21 protein-coding genes are annotated in these 17,276 nt (G+C 61.0%); 20 read left to right on the top strand and 1 reads right to left on the bottom strand.

The window, feature by feature from the left end:
- Positions 1–535 precede the first annotated feature (535 nt).
- The 11 genes from C6W55_RS07095 to C6W55_RS07045 all read left to right on the top strand — a co-directional run bounded on the left by C6W55_RS07095 (position 536) and on the right by C6W55_RS07045 (position 8,644).
- Complete coding sequence (locus tag C6W55_RS07095; RefSeq protein WP_213484579.1) at positions 536–1,126, top strand: RNA polymerase sigma factor; 591 nt, start codon at positions 536–538, stop codon at positions 1,124–1,126.
- On the top strand, positions 1,123–1,731 hold the full coding sequence (locus tag C6W55_RS07090; protein ID WP_015254718.1) for an anti-sigma factor family protein: 609 nt from the start codon (positions 1,123–1,125) through the stop codon (positions 1,729–1,731). The genes C6W55_RS07095 and C6W55_RS07090 overlap by 4 nt, the downstream gene beginning before the upstream one ends.
- Before the next feature lie 28 nt (positions 1,732–1,759).
- A complete protein-coding gene (locus C6W55_RS07085) occupies positions 1,760–2,353 on the top strand; it encodes a histidine phosphatase family protein (RefSeq protein ID WP_015254717.1) in 594 nt (197 codons plus the stop codon).
- A 152-nt stretch (positions 2,354–2,505) separates the two neighbouring features.
- The gene (locus C6W55_RS07080) at positions 2,506–3,750 is read left to right on the top strand and encodes a hypothetical protein (protein WP_286892075.1); all 1,245 of its coding nucleotides are present in this window, start codon (positions 2,506–2,508) and stop codon (positions 3,748–3,750) included.
- Positions 3,751–3,897: 147 nt separating this feature from the next.
- Positions 3,898–4,071 (top strand): IDEAL domain-containing protein, encoded by a 174-nt coding sequence (locus C6W55_RS07075; RefSeq protein WP_015254715.1) that lies wholly within the window; start codon positions 3,898–3,900, stop codon positions 4,069–4,071.
- A gap of 124 nt (positions 4,072–4,195) precedes the next feature.
- On the top strand, positions 4,196–4,630 hold the full coding sequence (locus tag C6W55_RS07070; protein WP_286892073.1) for a DUF2487 family protein: 435 nt from the start codon (positions 4,196–4,198) through the stop codon (positions 4,628–4,630).
- Positions 4,631–4,845: 215 nt separating this feature from the next.
- A complete protein-coding gene (locus tag C6W55_RS07065; protein ID WP_286892072.1) occupies positions 4,846–5,376 on the top strand; it encodes a Rieske (2Fe-2S) protein in 531 nt (176 codons plus the stop codon).
- 19 nt (positions 5,377–5,395) lie between these two features.
- Positions 5,396–6,067, top strand: a complete 672-nt coding sequence (gene qcrB / locus C6W55_RS07060) for a menaquinol-cytochrome c reductase cytochrome b subunit (RefSeq protein WP_015254712.1) — start codon at positions 5,396–5,398, stop codon at positions 6,065–6,067.
- A gap of 19 nt (positions 6,068–6,086) precedes the next feature.
- The gene (locus C6W55_RS07055) at positions 6,087–6,962 is read left to right on the top strand and encodes a menaquinol-cytochrome c reductase cytochrome b/c subunit (RefSeq protein WP_286892071.1); all 876 of its coding nucleotides are present in this window, start codon (positions 6,087–6,089) and stop codon (positions 6,960–6,962) included.
- A gap of 124 nt (positions 6,963–7,086) precedes the next feature.
- Positions 7,087–7,743 (top strand): DUF1405 domain-containing protein, encoded by a 657-nt coding sequence (locus C6W55_RS07050; RefSeq protein ID WP_015254710.1) that lies wholly within the window; start codon positions 7,087–7,089, stop codon positions 7,741–7,743.
- 70 nt (positions 7,744–7,813) lie between these two features.
- Positions 7,814–8,644: a sporulation protein YpjB gene (locus C6W55_RS07045; RefSeq protein ID WP_286892070.1), complete on the top strand. Its 831-nt coding sequence runs from the start codon at positions 7,814–7,816 to the stop codon at positions 8,642–8,644.
- A 14-nt stretch (positions 8,645–8,658) separates the two neighbouring features.
- On the opposite strand, the gene C6W55_RS07040 is transcribed toward C6W55_RS07045, so the two are convergent.
- On the bottom strand, positions 8,659–9,525 hold the full coding sequence (locus tag C6W55_RS07040; protein WP_286892069.1) for a YitT family protein: 867 nt from the start codon (positions 9,523–9,525) through the stop codon (positions 8,659–8,661).
- Positions 9,526–9,767: 242 nt separating this feature from the next.
- Here C6W55_RS07040 and C6W55_RS07035 point away from each other — a divergent pair, with 242 nt between their 5' ends.
- From C6W55_RS07035 to panB, 9 genes are all read left to right on the top strand, one after another.
- Complete coding sequence (locus C6W55_RS07035) at positions 9,768–10,082, top strand: nucleotide pyrophosphohydrolase (RefSeq protein ID WP_244860553.1); 315 nt, start codon at positions 9,768–9,770, stop codon at positions 10,080–10,082.
- Between the two features lie 81 nt (positions 10,083–10,163).
- Positions 10,164–10,688 (top strand): tetratricopeptide repeat protein, encoded by a 525-nt coding sequence (locus C6W55_RS07030; protein ID WP_286892068.1) that lies wholly within the window; start codon positions 10,164–10,166, stop codon positions 10,686–10,688.
- Positions 10,689–10,727: 39 nt separating this feature from the next.
- Positions 10,728–11,555: a 4-hydroxy-tetrahydrodipicolinate reductase gene (gene dapB, locus C6W55_RS07025; RefSeq protein ID WP_286892066.1), complete on the top strand. Its 828-nt coding sequence runs from the start codon at positions 10,728–10,730 to the stop codon at positions 11,553–11,555.
- Positions 11,556–11,563: 8 nt separating this feature from the next.
- Positions 11,564–11,986 (top strand): methylglyoxal synthase, encoded by a 423-nt coding sequence (gene mgsA / locus C6W55_RS07020; RefSeq protein WP_286892088.1) that lies wholly within the window; start codon positions 11,564–11,566, stop codon positions 11,984–11,986.
- Positions 11,983–12,672, top strand: a complete 690-nt coding sequence (gene bshB1 / locus C6W55_RS07015; protein WP_015254703.1) for a bacillithiol biosynthesis deacetylase BshB1 — start codon at positions 11,983–11,985, stop codon at positions 12,670–12,672. The genes mgsA and bshB1 overlap by 4 nt, the downstream gene beginning before the upstream one ends.
- A gap of 30 nt (positions 12,673–12,702) precedes the next feature.
- Positions 12,703–13,863: an N-acetyl-alpha-D-glucosaminyl L-malate synthase BshA gene (gene bshA, locus C6W55_RS07010; RefSeq protein ID WP_015254702.1), complete on the top strand. Its 1,161-nt coding sequence runs from the start codon at positions 12,703–12,705 to the stop codon at positions 13,861–13,863.
- Between the two features lie 22 nt (positions 13,864–13,885).
- Positions 13,886–15,130, top strand: coding sequence for a CCA tRNA nucleotidyltransferase (locus tag C6W55_RS07005; protein WP_286892065.1), 1,245 nt, complete (start codon positions 13,886–13,888; stop codon positions 15,128–15,130).
- Positions 15,127–16,089 carry a biotin--[acetyl-CoA-carboxylase] ligase gene (locus C6W55_RS07000; RefSeq protein WP_015254700.1) on the top strand — a complete coding sequence of 321 codons (963 nt, stop codon included), beginning with the start codon at positions 15,127–15,129 and terminating at the stop codon, positions 16,087–16,089. The genes C6W55_RS07005 and C6W55_RS07000 overlap by 4 nt, the downstream gene beginning before the upstream one ends.
- A 335-nt stretch (positions 16,090–16,424) precedes the next feature.
- Positions 16,425–17,276: a 3-methyl-2-oxobutanoate hydroxymethyltransferase gene (gene panB, locus C6W55_RS06995; protein WP_015254699.1), complete on the top strand. Its 852-nt coding sequence runs from the start codon at positions 16,425–16,427 to the stop codon at positions 17,274–17,276.

The raw sequence follows: 17,276 nt of genomic DNA, 5'->3' as shown, positions 1-17,276 counted from the left end.
TATTTGTCCGCGCTCAATTATGCTAAGATGGGAGTAGCTCATGAATGGATCCTCCTGTACGAATGGGTGTTGTGGTGACTTCCATTTTACACGAATCCATCCATGGGCTCCTTTATTTTTATCTGTCATATTACAATCTGTCGTTTAAAAAATCCTCATCTATGCCACCAATCGCTTGTTTCAATCGTCTATAACATTGCGTCAACATTGCGTCATGCTGCGGCCGGAAAAAACTTGAACTCCCCAAATCACAATTCTGTGATACAATGTCTGTATGTGCTCTGTAAAATACTGGTGGCCTCGTGCGGCCCGTTACATAATGCAGGGATTTCACCATTCCGACTCGAATTGATGTAGTCAAGGCCGAGTGCTTCCTGCGCCGGAGGCGCGGACATCGGCCGGCGGGAAATCGCCATATTACAAAAGCCTGGCGAAATGATGCGGCCGGGCGGCGCAACTTTTGCCTTCCGGATCGGTACAATGTAGTGACGGATCCGGGAGGGCGATCACCGCAGCCCAAGGAGGGGCACAGCCCATGACCGACTCCCAATTGATCCGTGAAATCAAGGACGGCAACGTCCAGGCATATTCGGAATTGATGCGGCGTTATCAACGCAAAATACTGGCCTTCATCTACCATATGCTGAAAGGCGCGGGGCTCGACCTGATGGCTGAGGATCTGTGCTCGGAGACGTTCTACAAAGCATATCGCAGTCTGCATTCCTTCCGCGAAGGCGACGCATCGTTCTCCACCTGGCTCTATACGATCGCACGCAATACGGTGCTGAGCGAACTGCGCAAGCAGAGAGGCGGCAATGTCTCGCTCGACGAATCCGGCGTCGTGCCGCTTGCGCCGCCTGAGGCGGCGCCGGAACAGCGCCTGCTGCAGCGAGAGCGGATGAACCTCGTACGCGAAGCGATCAACCGATTGCCGGAGAAACAGCGTTCGGCGCTGATCTTGCGCGAGTACGACCAGCTGGACTATCAGGAGATTGCAACGATTCTCGGACAGTCCGTCAGCGCGGTCAAATCGCTGTTGTTCCGCGCCCGGGCCAGTGTGAAATCGCAGCTGGAGCCGTATTTTGATTCGTCTTACGTGGAATACGAGGAGATGAAAGCACGATGAATTGCGAGCAAGCGCAGCAATGGTTCGGTCTCGTCTGGGACCTGCCGGAAGACGATCCGGACCGTTTGAGATTTGAGGCCCATCTTGCGGATTGCGACAGCTGCGCGGAAGAATTCCGGATCTGGGAAGAGAGCGAATCGATGCTCCGCCGGCTGCAGATTGCGGACGCTGAACAGGATCCGGATGAACGCATCAACCGCGCCGTCATGGAGCGGATATACCAGGAAGACTTCTGGCTGCTGCCGGTCAAGGACCGGACGTACCGTTGGTCCGAATCGTTCCGCCGCGGCGTGGCGGCTGCGATGGCTTGCTGCTTCGCCATGTTCGTCAGCGCCTTCATCTATATGGCGATCGGTGCTCCCGAGAAGGATGCAGCCGATGCGCAAATTGCCAGGCTTACAGGGATGATCGATACGATCAGCTCGGTGGACGGCGCAGAACCGATCAGCATCGAGTTCTATCAGGATGTGCCCGTTGCAAGCATCAGCGGTCCGGTCGTGCTGACTGTCGTGCCGACTTATCCGCAGTACTGGATCGCGCTGTCGATTCTCGGCATGATCATGACGCTGCTGACGATCAACTGGTTCACGCGCACGAGGCATTGACTGCGATCGCTTATCGGGAGGTATGTCGTTGATCATCGGACTCATTCGGCATGGCGAGACGGAATGGAATGCCGTCGGCCGCATTCAGGGCCAGACCGATATTTCGCTGAACGAAGCGGGCATCCGGCAAGCGCGTGCGCTTGCGGCCCGGCTGAAGGCGGAAGATCGGGTATGGGATGCGGTCGTCTCGAGCGATCTCAAGCGCGCAAGGGAGACAGCGCGCATATTGGCTGATGCGCTCGGCATTCCGCTTCTGCCGCCCGACCCGAGAATAAGGGAACGATCCTTCGGGCTCGCCGAGGGAACGACCGAAGAGGAGCGGCTTCGGCGTTGGGGAGCGGATTGGCGTTCCCGGGACGTCGGACAGGAAAGCGATGACAGCGTTCAGAAGCGCGGGCTGGCGTTCATAGCCGACTGGCAGGCCCGCAGCCCGGAAATCCGGCTGCTGGTCGTGTCCCACGGCAGCATCCTCGCCGTTTTGCTCCGGGCATTATGCAGCGATCTGGAAGATCGGCGCATCGGCAACATGTCGCTTTCCATCCTTGAATCGGCCGGCTCGGACTGGCGGGTTCTTCTGCACAACTGTTCGAAACATCTGGATACGTTGGAAACACGGAGCTGACCCGGAGCAAGTTCGGGGCGGCTCTTTTTTTTTTTTGCGCGTTCGGGCGAATATCCCGCAAAATCACGGTAATGGCGGGCGGCTTGCATCACGTTTTATTTTTTTTCGTTCTTCCCATAATGGGAATAGATCCAAGGAACGGAGGGGATGGCATGCTGCTGGCCGAAATGTTGGGCTATGCGGACATCGCGCAGCTGATGCGGATCGCGGAAATGTACCGCCTGGAATGCGACGGGCATTCGAAGCATGAGCTGATGCAGACGATTATGGCTGCCGCCCTGGAGAAGAATCGGTTTGAGGCGCTGCTCGACGGGCTGTCCCTCGAGGACGAACGGTTTCTCCACTCGCTGCTCTTCGATGACCGCGATGCGTTCAGCCTGGAAGAATTGCTCGCGCGCGTGCGCAGCAGCCGGTTCGATGCGGAGGCCAAACCGGGTTCGCCCGAGGAGGTGGCGGCCGTGCGGCTCGAATTCGATCCGATCGTCCCACCCCCGGAAAGGCGGACGAAGCGGAAGCGGAAATCGGCGGCGCCAAAGGACGAACCCGCGCAAGGCGGCGGCTCATCCGCATCCGGATTGCGCGAGACGATCTCGCGATTCAAACAATACGGTTGGTTGTTCAACGGCACGAACGGCACGAACCGTTATCTGTTTCGCGTACCGGAAGATTTGAAGGAGCGGTTCCGCGATGTGCTGGCGGAGCGTCTGGCCAGGCGGCTTGTCTATGCGGGGGAGCCGCTCGCGTATCGTGACGAGCAGGAGCTCATGGCGGACGACGTGCTCGTCTTGCTGGATTATGCCGCGCGCCACGTGGTGCCGCTGACCCAGGACGGCGTGATGTACAAGCGGAATCTGCTCCAGCTGCTCGAAGCGCTGGCCGTCCGTGAAGAACCGCCGGCCCGGGGGAGCTGGCGTTTCGGCTATGGCAGACGGTTCAAAGACTATCCGGACCGGCTGGCCTTTCTGTACGATTACTGCCACTACAAAGGGTATCTGTCGGAGAGAGACGGCCAGCTTCGGCTGACCGAAGCCGGCGCAAGCAGACTGGCGAGCCGCGCAATCGAAGAGCCCGAGGAACTGTACCGGTTCTGGGTCCGGCTCTACCGCGCGGCGATTCCGAATCTGCCCGCGATCGTCCGGCTCATCGAGCGGCTGGCGGACCGCTGGGTGACGGCAGACTCGCTGCGCGGCGCGCTTCAGCCTTTTGTCCGGCCGTTCTACTACGATGATCCGGCGTCCGTGCTCGACAAGCGCATTTTCGCGATGATGGTGCATCTGGGATTGCTCAGAATCGGGGAAGACGAGAACGGCCGCACAGTGCTCAGGCTGACGAGAGCCGGCCGGCAGGTGATAGGCGGTTCCGGAACCCGGGACTTCGAACCGATTCTGTCCGGCTGATAGCCGGATGGGTAACGGTACATTCAGCCGGCACGGGGACATTCGTCCGCTACAGGGCGGCCGCTCATGAATATGCTTGAGTAAGACGTCGGCAGGAAGGACAGACATCCGGTGGAACGATCACCGCTATTCCAGGAGGTGTGTCCTGTGGACAGAATGAAATCTTATGAGGCGATGCTTTCGCTGGCTGCGGAAATGGTGCTGGACGAAGCGCTGCGCATCTATCGCAAGGAAAGAATTTACGCCGAGATCGACAAAGCGCTGGACAACGGCGATGTGGACGGATTCCGCAGGCTTGCGGAGGAGCTGCGAACGATCTGAACGATGGCCCGCCCCTTGGCCAGGGGGCGGGTTTTTTTGCTGCTGTCGGTTTTCGGCCGGCTGCGGGATATGGTAAGATGTCCGGGAAGAACAACCTGTCTGAAATCGGAGGATCATGAAGCTCATGAAATTCAGTGAATTCAGCGGCGAACGATGGGCGGAATTGCAGCTTTATTTCGACACCGGTATCCTGCCGGTCACCGGCCTGACGGGCAGCGAATCGCCGGATGAAGCGGAGGCGGCTTTGACGCGGCTGCGCGATCTGCTCGACCTCGTCGAAATGCCGTTCAAGGGCCGGACCGTCACCTATCCCGCGCTGCACTATGCGGCGGAAGGGGCGCAGACGATCGAACGGGTTGCCTCCGGTCTCAAGGCTGGCGGTTTTCGACACGTCATCATCGTCTCGTTGAACCGTTCCTATCAGTCGGACTTGCCTTCGGTTGATCTGTGGATCGTCCCGGAGCCGGACGGGTCGCTGCCGGCAGCGCGGGCTGTGTCGGAAGCCGTCCAGGCGATGTGGCGGAACAGGCGGGAAGAGTCTGACCGCAGCGCTGAATAGAATGTCCGGGGCAAGGGAAAAATGTGCTGGGATGCGGCAATTGTGACAAATCTTCAACAAAATTCAGAACGATTTTAGGCGCTGTTTCATTTTCATTTCCGCGTTCTTGACGCTCAATAGGGCCTGGGATATTATTAGTTATGGTTTGGTTCGTCATGGTAGTTGTCGGCATGACAAGACCCGCATAACGATTGGCAAAGGGGGTAGAGCAGGAGATGAGCAACCACGAGCAGCATGAGCAGTCACACTCGTCCGTGATGAGAAAAACGATGTCCCGGCGCCAATTTTTGTCGTATACGCTCGGCGGTGCGGGCGCATTCATGGCAGGCGGTGTCGTGCTGCCGATGATCCGCTTTGCGGTCGACCCGATTCTTCAGAAGAATACGGGCGGCACGTTCGTCAAAGTTGCCGAAGAAAGCGCGATTACGAGTGAACCGAAGGAATTCAAGTACCAGATCCACCAGGTTGACGGTTGGTACGAGAGCGATCCCGAGCGTTCCGCATGGATCGCGCGCGACCAGAACGGCGCCATTTTCGCGTTGTCGCCGGTTTGCAAGCATCTCGGGTGCACGGTCAACTGGAACAGCCAGAACGACAATCAATATTTCTGCCCGTGCCACGAGGCGAAGTATTCGATTGACGGCAAGAACCTGAGAGTGGCTCCGGCGCCGCTTGACGAATACGAAGTGGAAGTGAGAGATGGCTGGGTGTACCTCGGACCGGTCAAACCGAACTCGCGAGTCTGATTGGGAGGCGTAATATCCGATGTTTAAAGCAATCTACAACTGGATTGACGAGCGTCTGGACATCACGCCGATGTGGAGAGACGTCGCGGATCACGAGGTCCCCGAACATGTCAACCCGGCGCATCACTTCTCCGCCTTCGTATATTGTTTCGGCGGTCTGACGTTTTTCATTACGGTCATCCAGATTCTGTCCGGCATGTTCCTGACGATGTACTATGTGCCGGATATCATCAACGCTTACGCGAGCGTCGACTATCTGCAGCATAAAGTTGCGTTCGGCGCGATCGTGCGCGGCATGCACCACTGGGGCGCGAGCCTGGTCATCGTCATGATGTTCCTGCATACGCTCCGCGTCTTCTTCACTGGCGCATACAAGGCGCCGCGCGAAATGAACTGGGTTGTCGGCATGCTCATCTTCTTCGTCATGCTCGGCCTCGGATTCACCGGCTACCTGCTGCCGTGGGACAACAAGGCTTACTTCGCGACGAAGGTCGGCATCCAGATTGCGGAATCGGTTCCGTACATCGGACCGTACATTGCGGAACTGCTGCAAGGCGGCGATGTCGTCGGAGCGCAGACGCTGACGCGTTTCTTCGCGATCCACGTCTTCTTCCTGCCCGGCGCGCTGCTCGCATTGCTGGCGGCTCACTTCATCATGATCCGCAGACAAGGCATCTCCGGACCACTATAATTGAAGGGAGTTTTCACCGATGGCCCATAACTCCAAGGACAGCCAGGAGAAAGTGGTATACGTCGGCGACTCCCGGGTCCGCAAGTCCGGGAGAATGCCGAACATACCGCCCGATTATTCGGCGTTCCCAGGCAAGTCGGAAGCGTTCATTCCGAACTTCCTGCTGAAAGAATGGATGGTCGGCGTCGTCGTGCTGGTCGGGTTCCTCGTCCTGACGATTTCCCATCCGGCGCCGCTCGGTTATCCGGCGGACCCGACCAATACGTCGTTCATACCGATGCCGGACTGGTATTTCCTGTTCTTGTACCAGTTCCTGAAGTATCCGTATGTGTCCGGCGATTACGTCGTGCTCGGAACGGTCGGCGTCCCGCTCATCATGTTCGGCGCCCTGCTGTGCGCGCCGTTCCTCGACCGGGGCAAGGAGCGCCGCTTCTACCGCCGCCCGATCGCTTCGGCGCTGATGTTCCTGTCGCTGATTTCCTGCGTCTACCTGACTTATGTGGCATGGGATCACTATCAGCATCAGCTTGAAGTGAACGGCATCGTGCCGGAGCATATCAAGCGCGAAGAGGAAGCGCGCCTCGCGGCTGAGCGCGGGGAAGAACGTCCGAATCCCGTCAAACGCGAGGACAAGAAGATCGCCATCGTCGACGCGAACGATCCAATCACGTCGGTCATTCAGCAGAACTGCCTCTCCTGTCACGGCACGGACTACCAGGGTCAAAGCTCGATTCCGCCTCTGGCCGGCGTGGGCGACAAGTATTCGAAGGAAGAGCTGGCCGAGATCGTGACGAACGGCAAAGGCACCATGATGCCCGCGTTCGGCGGCCAACTCAGCGCTGAAGAGATCGATCAGATCGCAGAGTGGCTGGCGAAACAGAAGAAAGCGGAATAAGACAGCAATCTGAATGCCGCGGCCGATCAGAGGCTTCAGGTTGCGGAAGAATCAGCGAACCTGATCGCCATCCGGCGGTCAGGTTTTATATTGCGTCCGAATGGCCGGACAAGGAGGGCCGAACATGTCGCTCACATGGTTCACAAGCCGGGCGTTCCTGCTCGACCGCCGGCTGCTCTGGCTGCTCTTCATCTGCAACGCGCTCGGCACGGCGTATGGCTATGTCTGGTACGGGGAGCAGCTGCGCTGGACACTTGGGTCTCATCCGCTCTGGCGCATCGTGTTCGTCCCGGACAGTCCGACGGCAAGCCTGTTCTTCACGATCTGGCTGGTGCTCATCCTGATGCGTCCGGAAAGGGAAAGCGGATTTTACCGGATCTTCCGAATCGCGGTGGAAGCGCTTGCCGTCCTGACGCTGGTGAAATACGGCGTCTGGGCGGTCGTCATGAACGCCGCGCAAGGGTTGCAGGGTGATCCGCTCGACTGGCAGAACTGGATGCTCATCGCATCGCATGCAGCGATGGCCGTCGAAGGGCTGCTCTATGCGCGGTTCATGCGGTTCGGCAGGATGGCGGCGCTGCTCGCTCTCGGATGGATGCTGCTGAACGATACGATGGATTACGGCGTCGGCATCTATCCGTGGCTGCCGTCGGTGTTGGAAGACGATATGACGGTCATTGCCGGGTTCACCTTCGTGTTGTCGGTCGTCAGCTACTTTCTGACGCTGATCGCGCTGCAATACCGATCTCCTGGCGAAGCCGGCGCTGTCGATCGCCGGTGAGCAGCAGGTTCGGGCTGCGGTTCTGAACCGGACAATCCATTCATAGACTGATGTCTAGGAGGGATTGTCCATGTCCGTTCGCCTGAAGATACTGCTGGTGCTCATGCTTCTGCTGACCGCCGGCGGATTGCCATTGTCTGCGGATGCGCCGGCGGCGGCTGAAGACCGATTGGACCGTCTCGAGATTCTGACCCACAGTTTCTACCTCGCGTCCCTGGACGGTAATCGTCAACTGTCCTACGCCTATTTGTTGAAAATAGAAGAAACAGCTGCATCGGCCGAACTGCGTGCGATCGGAGAACCGGCCGGGTGGAGACGGATTGATGATTCGCTCGGCGCGGCACGCAAAGCGCTTGCCCGCGGCCGCAACCCGGACGGGTGGCGGGCGGAGGCATCCCGGCTGCTTCTCGCCGTCGACGCACTGACGCCCGGCCGCGAATCGCTGTGGCTCGAGTACGGGCGGCTCATCGGCGACGATCTCGACCGGATGCGCCGCGGCTGGCAGCGCGGCGGGACGGTGGGAGCCGCCGCGGCCGCCGTTTCGCTTCAGCTCCTGAAGGAGCGGGTCGAGCGTCTGGAGGCGGCGGCAGCTGTCGCCCGACCGCAGCCTTCCGTTCAGCTGCTGCAGGAGCGGATCCGGTATGCGGAGAGGTTGCTGGCGGCTGCAGCGAAAGGGGAAGCGAACCGGGTCTGGATCGAGGAAGCGTTCGACGGCATCGAACAGGCTGCTGCGGATTTGTTCGGTTCGAAGGAAGTGTTGTCGCCGGCGCGAGCCGATGATCCGTCGCCGGCATGGATTGCGGCCATGACCGCCATCCTGTGTGCCGCTCTCGGGTACGCAGGGTACCGCAAGTACCGTCATGACCGATGGGGCATATCGTCTGTCAAGCGCCCGCTGTAGCCGCGGGCGCTTCGTCATCTTTCGCGGAAACCTTCGCCGACGACATCGTGCGCATCGCTGATCGCGAAGAACGCCTTCGGGTCGATCTCGTGCACAATCTCGCGCAGCGCCCGGGCTTCGGATCGGCCGACAATGCAGTAGACGACCTGCTTGGACGCGCCCGAATAGCCACCGGTCGCCTGCAGTATCGTCACGCTCCGGTCGAGTTTGCGGGTAACGGCGTCGGCGATCGCCTGGCCTTTGTCTGTCACGATCGTGAACGCTTTGCCGACATAAGCCCCTTCCTGCACGAAATCGATGACTCTTGCGGCGATGAAGACGACGACCAGCGTGTAGAGCACGCGCTCGACGGGTACGAAGAACAGGGATGAGCCGATGATGGCGGCATCGATGCCGAGTATGGTCCGGCCCATGCTCCAGCCGTATTTTCGCACCAGAATGCGGGCGGCGATGTCCATGCCGCCGGTCGTCGCGCCGAACCGGAAGACGATGCCGAGACCGGCGCCAAGGGTCACGCCGGCATAGAGCGCGGCCAGAATCAGATCGCGCCCGCTTGCGAGCGGGACGATGAGCCGGGCATCGACCGCGCGTTCCATCAGCCACAGCGAGCAGGTCAGACAGAGCGTGCCATAAAGCGTCATCGTCATCGATTTCCAGCCGAGCAGTCTCCATCCCGCGAGAAACAGCGGCACGTTCAGGAGCAGCGTCGTAAAGGAAAGCGGCAGGCCGAATATGTAATAGAGCAGCAGTCCGACACCGGTAACGCCGCCTTCCATCAACGTGTTCGGCAGTACGAAGTAATGCAGGCCGAACGCATAGATCGCCGTTCCCGCCGCAACGGGGATGAGGACGCGCAGTCCGCCGGCTGCCCGTCGGGACATCCGTTTCAACCTCCTCGATATCGGGCTTCAACGCATCGAAGCCCGGGAAGGTGCAAGGATTGTGTTCCCCTGTGCTTTGCGCTAACATAAGGAAAGAATCGTCGGATAAGCAAAACGGCCGGCGCCGTGTCCGCGGGCGGACACAACCGTTCGGCGTAAAAGGATAAGTCGATATTAAGTTTATCAATTTTTATCTTTCATGGAAAGGATCGTGCTTAGTGTTGGGCAAAACACTCGCCGACATGCAGCGTGAAGTCGATGCATATATTTCACAGTTCAAGGAAGGCTACTTCAGTCCGCTCGCCTTGATGGCCCGGCTGACGGAAGAAGCCGGGGAACTGGCGCGCGAAGTGAACCATCACTACGGGCCCAAGCCGAAGAAGCCCGACGAGCCGGACAGTTCCATCGAGATGGAACTCGGGGACCTGCTTTTCATTCTCATTTGCTTTGCCAATTCGCTGGGGATCGATCTGACGGAAGCGCATGACAAGGTGATGGCGAAATTCTCGACGCGCGACAAGGATCGCTGGACGCGCATCGAGCAGCCTGCCGAATAGCGGCGTCTTTCCCGCCCATACCTGGCGCTTGCCTTATGCATATGCTGATCGATAAGCATATGTGCGAGGGGGGCGTGGAGGATGGCCGGGGAAGAGCATATCAAACAGGCGTATGCATCGATCTTGTCGGGCGACTACGAACAGGCGATCCGGTCGTTCGAGCAGGCCATCGCTGCCGAGCCCGACAATCCCGCATATCACCACAAATGCTCGATTACCTGCATGCGCAGCGCCCTGTGGTCGAAGGCGCTCCGGCACGCGGAGGAGGCGGTCAGGCTGGCGCCGGATCAGACGGATTACCGCTATCATCTCGCATCGGTTCAGGCGCGAATCGCAGCCGAGGAAGCAAAAAACGAGCTGGCAGCCGCCGATCCCGACTGCACGTCCGTTATCGGCCGGTTGAAACTTGCGCTGGAACGGGATCCGCTGCTCGATGAAGCTTACCTGCTGCTGGCGGCGGCATACGGGGCGCTCGGCCGCTTCGATGAAGCGGCTCAGGCGGCCAGGGAAGCGCTCAGGCTCAATCCGGCGCACGGGGAAGCCAAGCGGCTGTTTGCCGACTACCGCCGGCGCCACCGGAGAAAACAAAGGCGCACACTGCATTGAACTTATTCATCTTTCAAGTGGGAACAGGAGTTGGAACGCATGACGGACAAGATTCGCGTCGCGGTTGCGGGCGCAAGTGGCAAAATGGGACGTGAAGTCGTCAAAATGGTGCTGGAAGAACCGGCTTTTGAACTGGCGGCCGCCATCGGACGCACCACGGCCGGTCAGGATGCGGGCGCCGCTGCGGGACTGCCCGTCTGCGGCGTCACGATCACCGGCGACCTTCAGGAAGCGTTGCGCGGCGGCGCAGTCGACGTATTGGTGGATTTTACGGTGCCGCAGTCAGCTTACGAAAACACGAAGACGGCGATTACATACGGCGTGCGTCCGGTCGTCGGCACGACAGGCTTCACGCCGGAACAGATTGATGAACTGGACAAGCTGTGCAGAAGCCGCGGCATCGGCGGCCTGATCGCGCCCAATTTCTCGATCGGCGCCATCCTGATGATGCGGTTCGCCGCGGAGGCGGCGCGCTATTTCCCGCATCTGGAGATCATCGAGTACCACGGGGACCGGAAGCTGGACGCTCCCTCCGGCACCTCCATCAAGACGGCGGAACTGATTTCCGAAGTGCGTGGAGAGCTGAAACAAGGGCATCCCGACGAGGAAGAGAAGCTGGAAGGCGCGCGCGGCGGATATTACAACGGCTTCCGGATCCACAGCGTCCGGCTGCCCGGCGTATTCGCCCAGCAGGAAGTGATCTTCGGCGCCTTCGGGCAGACGCTGCGCATCCGGCATGATTCGTATGACCGCGCCGGCTACATGCCGGGGGTCAAGACCGCGGTGCAGAAAGTGATGACGTACATCGGGCTTGTCTACGGATTCGAACATCTGATGGACGGCGGCGGAGAGGAGAATCGTTCATGACGGCGCGGATGCAGGTGGCTTTCATTGCGCACGACCGGAAGAAAGACGAAATGGTCAATTTCGTTATCGCCTATGAGCATGTGTTCCGACACCATGATCTGTATGCCACCGGCACGACCGGCAGGCGGATCATGGAGCAGACCGGACTTACCGTTCACCGTTTCATGTCGGGACCGCTCGGCGGCGACCAGCAGATCGGTGCGCTGGTGGCGGAGAACGTCATGGACCTGATCATCTTCCTGCGCGATCCGCTGATGGCGCAGCCCCATGAACCGGATATCAACGCGCTGCTGCGACTCTGCGATGTTTACGGCATTCCCGTCGCGACGAACGTCGCCACGGCCGAACTGCTCGTCAAAGCGCTCGAGCGCGGCGAATTCGCGTGGCGGGAGCTTGTCCACAAATACAAGCCGGAGGACTGGCGGTCATGACGGCTGCCGTCGACATGCTGGCGTTCGGCGCCCACCCGGACGATGTCGAGATCGGCATGGCCGCGACGATCGCCAAGCATACGCAGGCCGGCATCCGCTTCGGCATCTGCGATCTGACCCGCGCGGAAATGTCGTCGAACGGGACGGTGGAACTGCGGCAGCGCGAGGCCGCGGAAGCCGCCGAGGCGATCGGGCTGGCGTATCGCTCCTGCCTCGGGTTGCCCGACCGGGGGCTGACCGGTTCGCCGGATCAGATGGCGTCCATCGTGCGCGAAATCCGGAAACTTCGGCCGCGGATCGTGTTCGCGCCGTATTGGAACGACCGCCATCCCGACCATAACGCCGCAAGCCGCCTCGTGGAAGAGGCGGTTTTCAATGCGAAGCTGCGCCGGTACATGCCCGAACTCGAACCGGTCCAGGTGGAGCAAATGTATTTCTACTATATCAATGATGTGGCGGAAGTCGATCTGATCGTCAATGTTTCGGATTGGTACGACGCGAAGCGCCGCGCGCTGTCGGCCTATCGGTCGCAGTTCGAATCGGGGCCGGGTACGGTAGCGACGCCGCTCAACCAGCGCTACGTCGAAAATGTCGAAGCCCGCGACCGGCTGCTCGGCGGCCAGCGTCAGTGGGCGTATGCCGAAGGCTTTGCGGTGAAGCGCCCGTTCGAGGTGCATCTGTTCTGAGCGCGCCGCGAAGCGAGAGGAGGAGCATCCATGGCCAGACCGCTCAAGATCGGCATTACCTGTTACCCGACGCTCGGCGGATCCGGTGTCGTCGCGACTGAACTCGGCAAGCTGCTCGCCGAGAAAGGGCATGAGATTCATTTCATTACGCACAGCATTCCGTTCCGGCTCGGCAAGTTCCAGCGCAACATCTATTACCATGAAGTCGAAGTGAACAATTATTATGTCTTCCGCTATCCGCCGTACGATCTGTCGCTGGCCAGCAAGATGGCGCAGGTCGCTCGGATGCAGAAACTGGATCTGCTGCACGTCCACTACGCCGTGCCGCATGCCATCTGCGCCTGGCTGGCGAAACAGATGCTGGACGGCGGCATCAAGACGGTGACGACGCTGCACGGCACCGACATCACGGTGCTGGCCCAGGACGAGTCGCTTCGCGATCTGATCCGGCTCGCGATCCATCAGAGCGACGCGGTGACGGCCGTCTCGCGGGATTTGATCCGGGAGACCCGCGAGCGGCTTGACATCGAGACGCCGATCAATCTGACGTACAATTTCGTCGACAAGCGCGTCTACTATCCGCGGGAATGCCGGGCGCTGCGCGACGAATACGCCGAGCCGGGCGAAAAGGTGCTGATGCACATCTCCAACTTCCGGCCGGTGAAGCGGGTCGGCGACGTTATTGACGTGTTCGCGCGCGTGAACGCGAAGCTGCCTTCGCGTCTGCTGCTCGTAGGGGAAGGTCCGGAACTGTCGAAAATACAATGGCAGGTCGAATCGCTCGGCCTGGAGGACCGCGTCACCTTCCTCGGCAAGCAGGATGATGTGGCGCAAGTCATTTCCGTCGCGGACCTGCTGCTGCTGCCGTCCGAGAAAGAAAGCTTCGGCCTCGTCGCCCTCGAAGCGATGGCCTGCGGCGTGCCGACGATCGGCTCACTCGCCGGCGGCATTCCGGAGCTTGTCGCGCACGGCACGACCGGCTTCCTCGCGCCGGTCGGCGATACGAAGCGGATGGCCGAATACGCGGTTCAGCTGCTGAGCGACGAATCGATGTACGCACGGTTCCGGGAAGCATGCCTGGAACGGGCCCGCACGACATTCTGCAATGACCGGATTACCGCGGAATACGAGCGCATCTATTATCGCGTGCTCGGGATCGAGGCCGATATTCCGATACCGGTGTGCGAATAAGCGCGAGAGGTGGTGCGCCGCCATGGACGGAAAGCTGAAAGACGCGATGCCGGTGATCGAGCGATTGAGCGCCGCCGGCCACCAAGCGTATTTCGTCGGCGGCTGCGTCCGCGACGCCTTGCTCGGCCGGCCGATCGGCGATGTCGACATCGCGACGTCCGCGCGGCCGGAAGCGGTCATGGCGATCTTTCCGAAGCATGTCCCGACCGGCATCCGGCACGGCACGGTAACCGTGTTCGTGAAAGGCCGGTCGTATGAAGTGACGACGTTTCGCACGGAATCGGACTATGACGACCATCGCCGACCGTCGGATGTCGCATTCGTCGACGACATCCGGACCGATCTGAAGCGCAGGGATTTCACGGTCAACGCCATGGCGATGGACGCGGACGGCCGGGTAATCGATCCGTTCGGCGGGATGTCCGACCTTGAACGCGGCATCATCCGCTGCGTCGGCAGTCCGGACGAACGATTCCGTGAAGACGCCCTGCGCATGGTCCGGGCCGTCCGGTTCGCGGCGGAGCTTGGCTTCCGCATCGCGCCGTCGACATGGCGCGCGCTCAGGCGGAACGCCGGGCTGTTGCGTCATATCGCGCTGGAACGCGTCGGTGCCGAACTGGACAAGATGATCTGCGGCGCCGATCCGGACCGGGCGGCCGCTTTGTTCATCCGCTCCGGTCTGTGGCGAACGACGAAGACGCCGCTGAAGGCGCCAGGTCTTCCGGCATGCGCGGGAAAGGTGCGGCTGTCCGACCTGGCGGCGGGCGATCGGCGATGGATCGCGCTCTGGGCGGCGTCGAACGTTTCGCCGGAGGCGGCGCGCAGCTGGATGTCGCGGTTCGCGTTCGGCAAGAAGCGGATGCGCGCGATCTTCGAGCCGCTGCAGCTGCACGCTGCCGCGGCATGCATCCCCGACACGCGGGATGATTGGGCGGCGCTTGCGCTGCGCCACGGACGCCAGGCGGCGGCTGACTGGCTGGATGTCATGCGCGCGCTTCCCGGCGTCAGCCCCGTCCCGGCGGATCGACTGGAACGATGGTCGGCATGGCTGGCGGACATGCCGGCCTTCACGGCGGCGGAACTGGCGCTCGACGGGACGGAATTGGCGGAAGCGGCGGGCAGGAAAGGCGGTCCCTGGATCAAGCGGACGATGGACCGGCTGCTGCTGGAGACGGCCGCCGGCCGCCTGCCCAACGAGCGTCGGGCATTGCTCGAACGGGCGCTGCACATCCTGGACACTCAAGCCGACGGAAAGGACGAACGATGAGGGAACGACTGCTGGAAATGTTGACGGAACGCGAGGGCGAGTACATCTCGGGCGAAGAGGCGAGCCGCCGGCTCGGCATCAGCCGGACGGCGGTCTGGAAACATATCCGCAGGCTGACGGAGGAAGGATATGCGATCGAAGCAAGCCGCAACCGGGGATACCGGCTGGCGGGAATGCCGGACCGGCTGACGGCGACCGGGCTCTTGTCGCGCCTCAAGACGAAGTCGCTCGGCCGGTCGCTTCACCTGTACGACGAGATCGGTTCGACCCAGGATGCCGCGAAGCGGCTCGCCGAAGAAGGGGCGCCCGAAGGAACGCTCGTCATTGCCGAGCAGCAGACGAACGGGCGGGGCAGGATGGGGCGGAGCTGGCTGTCGCCGAAGGGCAAGGGACTCTGGATGAGCCTCGTGCTCCGGCCGAACGTCCCGGTCCTCTGCACGCCTCAGCTGACGCTGCTGACCGCCGCCGCCCTCTGCCGGTCGCTGCGCCGGCAGACCGGGCTCGAGATCGGCATCAAATGGCCGAACGATCTGCTGATTGACGGCCGCAAGATCAGCGGCATCCTGCTCGAATCGAGCGCGGAGGAGGAGCGGCTGCTCCATGTTGTCGCCGGCATCGGCATCAGCGTCAATCTCGAGCCGGAGGATTATCCTCCCGAGCTGAGGACGAAAGCCGTCTCGCTCCGGATGGCCGCCGGCAGGCCGTTCGACCGGACGGAAACGGCCGCACTGTTCCTCGAATCGCTCGAAGAACTGTACGACATCTACCGTAAAGACGGATTCGGTCCGATCCGGCTGCTCTGGGAAGCGTGGTCCGTCTCGCTCGGCAAGCCGGCCGTCCTGAAGACGCCGCAAGGGATCGTCGAAGGCGTGCCGTTGGGACTGGCGGACAACGGCGCACTGCGCGTCCGGACGGCAGACGGATTGGTGCGGGAAGTGTTTTCGGCGGAATTCGAATGACGCGCCCGACGGCGGCCGTCAGAATGTCCGCCGCTTTCTTTTCGGGCCCCGTCATGCTATACTTGTCGGCAAGAGGCGGTATCGCATTTTCCCGCGAATCGCACTCGGGACTTATGGATTTGAATTTCATCTTGCACGGAACGTTCATCCGGGTTGGCGCATTCTGCTCAGAGCCGTGAGGGGACCGAGACAGAAGGAAGCACGCTTGACCGTGATGTTTCCTGTTGTCGTCTGAGGACCTATCGGCTTAGCTGCCGGAAGGTTTTTTGCTTTTTCCGGAAAAGATTGCGCACCGGAGTCGGACGTTCGGCGGCGAATGGGAGGGACCATGCGGCATGCAGGCACTTACCGTGACGAAATGGCTGAAAATGAAAAGGGACGGAATCCCGATCTCCATGGTGACCGCGTACGACTATCCTTCGGCCCGGCTGGCCGAGGAAGCGGGCGTGGACGCCATCCTCGTCGGCGATTCTCTCGGCAATGTCGTGCTCGGCTACGACACGACGTTGCCGGTGACATTGGATGACATCATCTATCACGCCCGCGCCGCAAGGCGCGGCGCACCCGATACATTTATCGTGGCCGATCTGCCGTTTATGACCTACCGGCTCGGGGCCGAGTCGACCCTCCGCAACGCGGGCAGACTGATGCAGGAGGCCGGCGTGCAGGCGGTCAAGCTGGAGGGCGGCGCGGACATCGCCCATGAAGTATCCGCCTTGACGGCGGCCGGCATTCCGGTCATGGGCCATATCGGGCTTCTGCCGCAGTCGATTCACCAGATCGGCGGGTACAAAGTCCAGGGCAAGCTGGAAGCGGACATCCGCCGTCTGGTCGATGACGCGAAGGCGCTCGAGGAAGCCGGCGCATTCGCCGTCGTGCTTGAACTGGTGACCGACGGCGCGGCGGAGGCGGTGACCCGCGCGCTCAAGATACCGACGATCGGCATCGGGGCCGGCGCCGCCTGCGACGGCCAGGTGCTCGTCTTCCACGATATGATCCAATACGCTTCTCCGTACCGGAGCAAGAAATTCGTGAAAACCTACGCCGATGTCGGCACGGCCATCCGCGACGCCATCGGCGCTTACGTGCGCGACGTCAAGTCCAGGACGTTCCCCGGAGCCGAGCACAGCTTCCCGGGCGGATCGGAACTTGCTGCGCATCTGTACGGCGGCGGGGAGGCGGACTGA

The sequence above is a fragment of the Thermobacillus sp. genome, assembly GCF_003390775.1.
Lineage (GTDB): Bacteria > Bacillota > Bacilli > Paenibacillales > Paenibacillaceae > Thermobacillus > Thermobacillus xylanilyticus.
This window is presented reverse-complemented; position numbering and strand designations above follow the sequence as displayed.

Excerpts from the sequence above, each read along its gene's own strand:
- C6W55_RS07095 (WP_213484579.1), top strand. The coding sequence starts at position 536 with ATGACCGACTCCCAATTGATCCGTGAAATCAAGGACGGCAACGTCCAG.
- C6W55_RS07090 (WP_015254718.1), top strand. The coding sequence starts at position 1,123 with ATGAATTGCGAGCAAGCGCAGCAATGGTTCGGTCTCGTCTGGGACCTG.
- C6W55_RS07080 (WP_286892075.1), top strand. The coding sequence starts at position 2,506 with ATGCTGCTGGCCGAAATGTTGGGCTATGCGGACATCGCGCAGCTGATG.
- C6W55_RS07070 (WP_286892073.1), top strand. The coding sequence starts at position 4,196 with ATGAAATTCAGTGAATTCAGCGGCGAACGATGGGCGGAATTGCAGCTT.
- C6W55_RS07065 (WP_286892072.1), top strand. The coding sequence starts at position 4,846 with ATGAGCAACCACGAGCAGCATGAGCAGTCACACTCGTCCGTGATGAGA.
- qcrB (WP_015254712.1), top strand. The coding sequence starts at position 5,396 with ATGTTTAAAGCAATCTACAACTGGATTGACGAGCGTCTGGACATCACG.
- C6W55_RS07055 (WP_286892071.1), top strand. The coding sequence starts at position 6,087 with ATGGCCCATAACTCCAAGGACAGCCAGGAGAAAGTGGTATACGTCGGC.
- C6W55_RS07050 (WP_015254710.1), top strand. The coding sequence starts at position 7,087 with ATGTCGCTCACATGGTTCACAAGCCGGGCGTTCCTGCTCGACCGCCGG.
- C6W55_RS07045 (WP_286892070.1), top strand. The coding sequence starts at position 7,814 with ATGTCCGTTCGCCTGAAGATACTGCTGGTGCTCATGCTTCTGCTGACC.
- C6W55_RS07040 (WP_286892069.1), bottom strand. The coding sequence starts at position 9,525 with ATGTCCCGACGGGCAGCCGGCGGACTGCGCGTCCTCATCCCCGTTGCG.
- C6W55_RS07035 (WP_244860553.1), top strand. The coding sequence starts at position 9,768 with ATGCAGCGTGAAGTCGATGCATATATTTCACAGTTCAAGGAAGGCTAC.
- C6W55_RS07030 (WP_286892068.1), top strand. The coding sequence starts at position 10,164 with ATGGCCGGGGAAGAGCATATCAAACAGGCGTATGCATCGATCTTGTCG.
- dapB (WP_286892066.1), top strand. The coding sequence starts at position 10,728 with ATGACGGACAAGATTCGCGTCGCGGTTGCGGGCGCAAGTGGCAAAATG.
- mgsA (WP_286892088.1), top strand. The coding sequence starts at position 11,564 with ATGCAGGTGGCTTTCATTGCGCACGACCGGAAGAAAGACGAAATGGTC.
- bshB1 (WP_015254703.1), top strand. The coding sequence starts at position 11,983 with ATGACGGCTGCCGTCGACATGCTGGCGTTCGGCGCCCACCCGGACGAT.
- bshA (WP_015254702.1), top strand. The coding sequence starts at position 12,703 with ATGGCCAGACCGCTCAAGATCGGCATTACCTGTTACCCGACGCTCGGC.
- C6W55_RS07005 (WP_286892065.1), top strand. The coding sequence starts at position 13,886 with ATGGACGGAAAGCTGAAAGACGCGATGCCGGTGATCGAGCGATTGAGC.
- C6W55_RS07000 (WP_015254700.1), top strand. The coding sequence starts at position 15,127 with ATGAGGGAACGACTGCTGGAAATGTTGACGGAACGCGAGGGCGAGTAC.
- panB (WP_015254699.1), top strand. The coding sequence starts at position 16,425 with ATGCAGGCACTTACCGTGACGAAATGGCTGAAAATGAAAAGGGACGGA.